The sequence below is a fragment of the uncultured Planktosalinus sp. genome (genome assembly GCF_963973675.1).
GTDB lineage: Bacteria > Bacteroidota > Bacteroidia > Flavobacteriales > Flavobacteriaceae > Planktosalinus.
This window is the reverse complement of sequence record NZ_CAXBAN010000194.1, coordinates 1-4,931: the sequence shown is the minus strand read 5'-3', so window position 1 is coordinate 4,931 and position 4,931 is coordinate 1. Positions and strand designations below refer to the sequence as shown.

The window sequence follows — 4,931 nt, the reverse complement described above, 5'->3', positions numbered from 1 at the left end:
CTATGGTAATGTTTCCTGAGTTTTTTGGACTTGGTGAAGGATCAGGTGCATCTTTACTGGCAATGAAAATATCTTTCATTACAGTAGGACTTTGGTGGGCGATTTTTAGTCAGTATTCATTTTATCACCTTCCCAAGGGGTTTAAAAAGAATACCAAACTAACCAAAAATGTATTGTTAAATGGGTTTAAAGAGCTGCAAAAAGTGCATAGTTCCCTTATTGAAAACAAACAGTTAAAACGCTATCTTCTTGCATTTTTTATCTACAGTATGGCCGTGCAAACCGTAATGTTGGTCGCAACCTATTTTGGTGAACAAGAAATCAATTGGGAGGATACAGATGAAAAAACTATGGGATTGATAGTAAGTATATTACTGATTCAATTAGTAGCTGTTTTAGGTGCTGAAATAACATCAAGAGCTTCATCACGTTTTGGAAACATTCCTACTTTGGTTATTATTAATTCAATATGGTTGACACTTTGTATTGTGGCATATTCAATAACTGAACCAATTCAGTTTTATACAACTGCTGCATTTGTAGGATTGGTTATGGGTGGAATTCAGTCACTTTCCAGATCAACTTATTCAAAGTTATTACCTAAAACAATGGATACAACATCTTATTTCAGCTTTTATGATGTCACCGAAAAAATTGGTATAGTGATAGGGATGCTGCTTTATGGTTTTATTGACCATTTAACAGGAAGCATGAGAAACTCAATTTTGTTTTTGGTGATCTTCTTTTTTTTAGGAATAGTTTTATTATTAAGAGTTCCAAGAAAGAAAAAATGATGGTTTTGTCATTATAAATCAGAATAAACAATTTATTGTTCAAAAGTAAGTTTTATGAATGTGAGGTTATTATTAAAAAATAATTTCTGTATCAAATAAATATTTTTACTTAAGTTTGCGAATAACCAAATTCAATCTATAATCTACTTTTAAAATACCTTTTTTAATTTTTGTTTCAACAAGCTTTTTTAGATGGTATTTTATTTCAAATAAACAATTAAGTACAAATGAAAATTAAATCAATTTTTATATTCGTCAGTATTTTTACAATGGTTTTATATTCGTGTGATAATGAATCGCTTGAAGGAGATTTTGTTGTTGACGACCCTGAATTATTAACTCCAATGTTTTATGCTGAAGTTGAAGGTGTCGAGTTCGAAGGAGATACTGCAAATGCCCAAACCCTTCAAGGTATTACTACAATTACCGGTATCAAAAGCAACGGCGATGTAATTAACTTAAACCTTTATGGAACCGGAGTTGGAAGTTTTAATATGGTTAGTCAAGGAGAAGCTACTTTTGGAATTAATGTAGAGCCATTGGCTTTTTCGAGTCAAAATGAAGGGGGAACCGGTGAAGTTGTCGTTACACAATATGATGTTGAGCTAGGTGCTATTTCAGGTACTTTTTCCTTTACTGCAACCAGACCCTTATTAGACGCAAACGGACAACCCATTTTGGATAATGATGGAAACCCTACTTTTGATGTTGTGGTGATTTCTGAAGGAGAATTTAATGAAATTCCTTTGGAAAGTGACGGCAGTACAGGTGACGATTCTAATCCTGCAGAATTCTATGCTGATGTAGATGAAACACCATTTACGGCCGAAGGTGAAAATGCCGCAGCAACTTATATTCAAGCAAATGATGTAATGATTATAGAAGCTGTCAACAATGATCAAACAATCACTTTACGTGTTGTTAATCCGCAAGTAGGCGAATTTAATTTAGAAGCTTTAAGTACTCTAAACTCTTTGGGAACTTATCAAATTGAAGGAGAGGACCCTTACACAACCTTATCAAGTGAAAACGGGATTGGTACTTTAAATATTACAACATTTGATCTCGACAATAATATTGTAAGTGGTACATTTGAGTTTGTAGCCGGCAGAAATGAAGGGTCTGAAACAGTCTCAATTACCAATGGAACTTTTGATACACTCACAATTCAATATGGAGAACCCGGAGATGATGCTGACTTTATGACAATACAAATTGGGGAATTGAGCTTTGCAGCCGACTCAATTTCTGTAACTTCTGATGAAACTTTTATAACAATTGAAGGATTAAATACAATTTCCGGAGAGATTGTAACTGTTCAATTTCCTTTAGAATCTGAAGCCGGAACTTATACATTTAGCTTTGAAGGAGAGGAAAAAGCCACTTATTTTGACGGTGAAGAATTATATAGCTCACAAAGTGGTTTATTAATTCTTTTAGAAAACAGTGCAGAACGTATTCGGTTTGCGTTTAATTTTCAAGCGGTTTTAGAGGAGGGAGGAGACCCTGTATATTTCCTTTCAGAAGGTTTTTTCCAGTATAATTATTAATACATATTTTAAAATTTAAAAATAAAAAAGGCCACTTTTAGAAAAGTGGCCTTTTTATTTAACGTAATCTACTGTTATAGAGATTTTAATTTACCTGAACCGGCAACCTTGGAATCAATTTTTTCAGGTTTTCCTTTATAGATTATATCTCCCGATCCTGAAACCCTGGCTTTAAGAAGCCCTGAACATTGCAACTTAAAATCTCCGGAACCTGCAATTGAAATATCTGCGTTTTCAGTTTTTACTTGTTGAGTGTCTATAGAACCTGAACCTGCAATACTTCCATTTAAGTTTTGAGCTTTACCTTTTAAAAGTAAATCGCCAGAACCAGCAACGGAAGTTTCTAGTTCTATCGTTTTAATATCTAGATTTATAGTGCCTGAACCAGCTAGTTTTACAGATAATTGACTGGACTTTAAAGAGAAATCGTTTTGAATTGTTCCCGAACCAGCCAATGCTATTGTGTTTATTTCCTGAACCGGAATTGTAATTTCAATTTTATTTTTACCACTGGTTTTCAGGTTTTTATTGTCTCTTGGTTTAATTTTTAAATTTCCTTTTTCTGTTTCTATTTCCATTTCTTCCAATAAATTGGATTCCCCTTTTATTTGAATTGTTCCTTCAGAACCCTCTATAAGTGTAACATAAAAATTTCCGGCAACAGAGATTGCATCATAATCGCCGGCTTGAATTGTTTTTGTAATTACTGATCCATTACCTTTTATTGTTTTAGAGCCCCATTGAGCCTGTGAGGTAAGTATTGAAAATAAAAAGAGAATTGTTAAAGTTAGAGTTTGATTTTTCATAATGTTCGTTTTAAGATTGATGATTATTAATTATTTTTTTTTAAAGTTACTCCTCCGTATCCTGAATTTATATAAACTGTATTTCCTGAGTTTGCTTTGCCATAATGGCCTTTATACTCTTTTTTAGTGTTGTGAATGTTTTGTAAACTGAAATCAAAATTATCTTGCCCGCTTAAATTTGCATAGGAAAGATTTGTATCAAGATTGAAGCTTGCGTTCTCATTGAAGCCTATATTAATAGAAGTATATTTTGCATTAATATGCACATTTTTGAAACCTGGTTTAAGCTCATCAACGCTAATACGTCCATATTTTGAATCCAATTCAAGGCTTTTACTTAAATTTCCAAAAGTAAGTGTAACATATCGACTTTCTCCTGTTACATTGTGTGCTTTTTTTATTTCAACTTTTCCGTATGTCGTGCTAAAATCAAAATTTCCAGAAATTTCATTGATTAGCACTCTAGTGTAATCACCTTTATAAATTATATCATTTGCTTTATTTACTTCATATTCAGAATAGTCTGCATTGATTGTGGCACTGTTTATAAAATTAATAGATGCTTTTGTGGTGTAATCAAACTGAAGACTGTTTTCATTTCCATTAAGATCACCTAAAATAAAACTTCCGTAATTACAGCTAATAGTTGTGTTGCCATCAATTTCATTTAAACTAATTGCACCGTAATCGTTTTTTACATCCAAACTGTTAGTTTTTGGCATTTTAACCAGATAATTGATTTTCATATTGACATTATTAGAGCTAGACCCCCAAAAAGACCAATTACTTTTCTTTTTTGCGATTAAAGTTTCTGCACTAACCTGTGAATTTGTAGCATTGAACTCAACAGTAATTTCATCAAGTCGGTTTTGTACCTCCTGCTCATTATTTCCATTGGTGATTATAGTAACTTCGATATTAATTGTGTTTTGATCCCAGGTAGTAATATCAACATTTCCATACCGGTTATTTATTTTAAGTAGTGTATTTTTAGATACTTCAAACTGCTTTTTTATCGTCTTTTCTTTGGTATGCTTTCCATTCAATGAGGAATTAAATGATAGAGCAACTGCAGGCATTATCAATAATAAAAGGAGTGTTTTAAACAGTGGTTTCATGATTTTCGGCTTTTAGTTTTTTAATATGTTCTATTTGTTCCATAACGTGTTTTAGCAAGTCAATTCTATTTTGAAAATTGGTAATCATTGCATGGATAATACGCTCATCGTTACCACTTTTAACTAATTCCACTTTTAAAGTCTCATATTCATTCTCTAAAGTTTCCATTTGTTTCAGTGCGTCTTCAACAAGAATACTTGTCTCTGGAGACTTTGCATTATTTAATATATTTATTTCTCTATCGAGAGTGCTTGTAAAAAAGTCTTGTGTTTGAGCCATTTCAGGTGAAATACTTGCTAAATCGGCTTCCTGTTTAGAATCATTTAAGAAAGGATAAACCAATGTGATTAATAATAAAAAAGAGGCAGCAATAGCAAGAGGTTTTGCAAAATACAGGTAGTTTATTCTTGGTTTCTTTGTGTTTTGGGTCTTATTAAGTTTTTCCATAAACCTGAGTTTATGACCTGATTCCGGCTCAATAAGAGTGGGGTGCTCTTTTTCAAAAAGCGCTTTTATTTGGGTGTCAAATTGTTGATTTTTCATGATTTTATAAAATTTTTAGTATGCTGTTTTCTTAGACTGTCTTTAGCCCTTGAAAGCAATGTTCTGCAATTGGCATAACTGATTTTCATGATTTCACAGATTTCTTCATGATCGTAGCC

6 protein-coding genes are annotated in these 4,931 nt (G+C 32.4%); 2 read left to right on the top strand and 4 right to left on the bottom strand.

Annotated elements, in window-relative coordinates; genetic code table 11:
- Window positions 1-794 (top strand): MFS transporter (locus tag AACY61_RS08610; protein ID WP_339611169.1); only part of this gene is annotated, 794 nt, incomplete at its 5' end.
- A 227-nt stretch (window positions 795-1,021) separates the two neighbouring features.
- Entirely contained in the window at window positions 1,022-2,344 is a 1,323-nt protein-coding gene (locus AACY61_RS08605) for a DUF6252 family protein (protein WP_339611168.1), read from the top strand.
- A gap of 74 nt (window positions 2,345-2,418) precedes the next feature.
- On the opposite strand, the gene AACY61_RS08600 is transcribed toward AACY61_RS08605, so the two are convergent.
- The 4 genes from AACY61_RS08600 to AACY61_RS08585 all read right to left on the bottom strand — a co-directional run.
- Window positions 2,419-3,150, bottom strand: coding sequence for a head GIN domain-containing protein (locus tag AACY61_RS08600; protein ID WP_339611167.1), 732 nt, complete (start codon window positions 3,148-3,150; stop codon window positions 2,419-2,421).
- Between the two features lie 26 nt (window positions 3,151-3,176).
- A complete protein-coding gene (locus AACY61_RS08595; protein ID WP_339611166.1) occupies window positions 3,177-4,268 on the bottom strand; it encodes a hypothetical protein in 1,092 nt (363 codons plus the stop codon).
- A complete protein-coding gene (locus AACY61_RS08590; RefSeq protein WP_339611165.1) occupies window positions 4,252-4,812 on the bottom strand; it encodes a hypothetical protein in 561 nt (186 codons plus the stop codon). Before AACY61_RS08590 ends, AACY61_RS08595 begins: the two co-directional genes overlap by 17 nt.
- Window positions 4,809-4,931: sigma factor-like helix-turn-helix DNA-binding protein (locus AACY61_RS08585; protein ID WP_339611170.1), on the bottom strand; the 123-nt coding region annotated here is incomplete at its 5' end. The genes AACY61_RS08590 and AACY61_RS08585, both read right to left, overlap by 4 nt.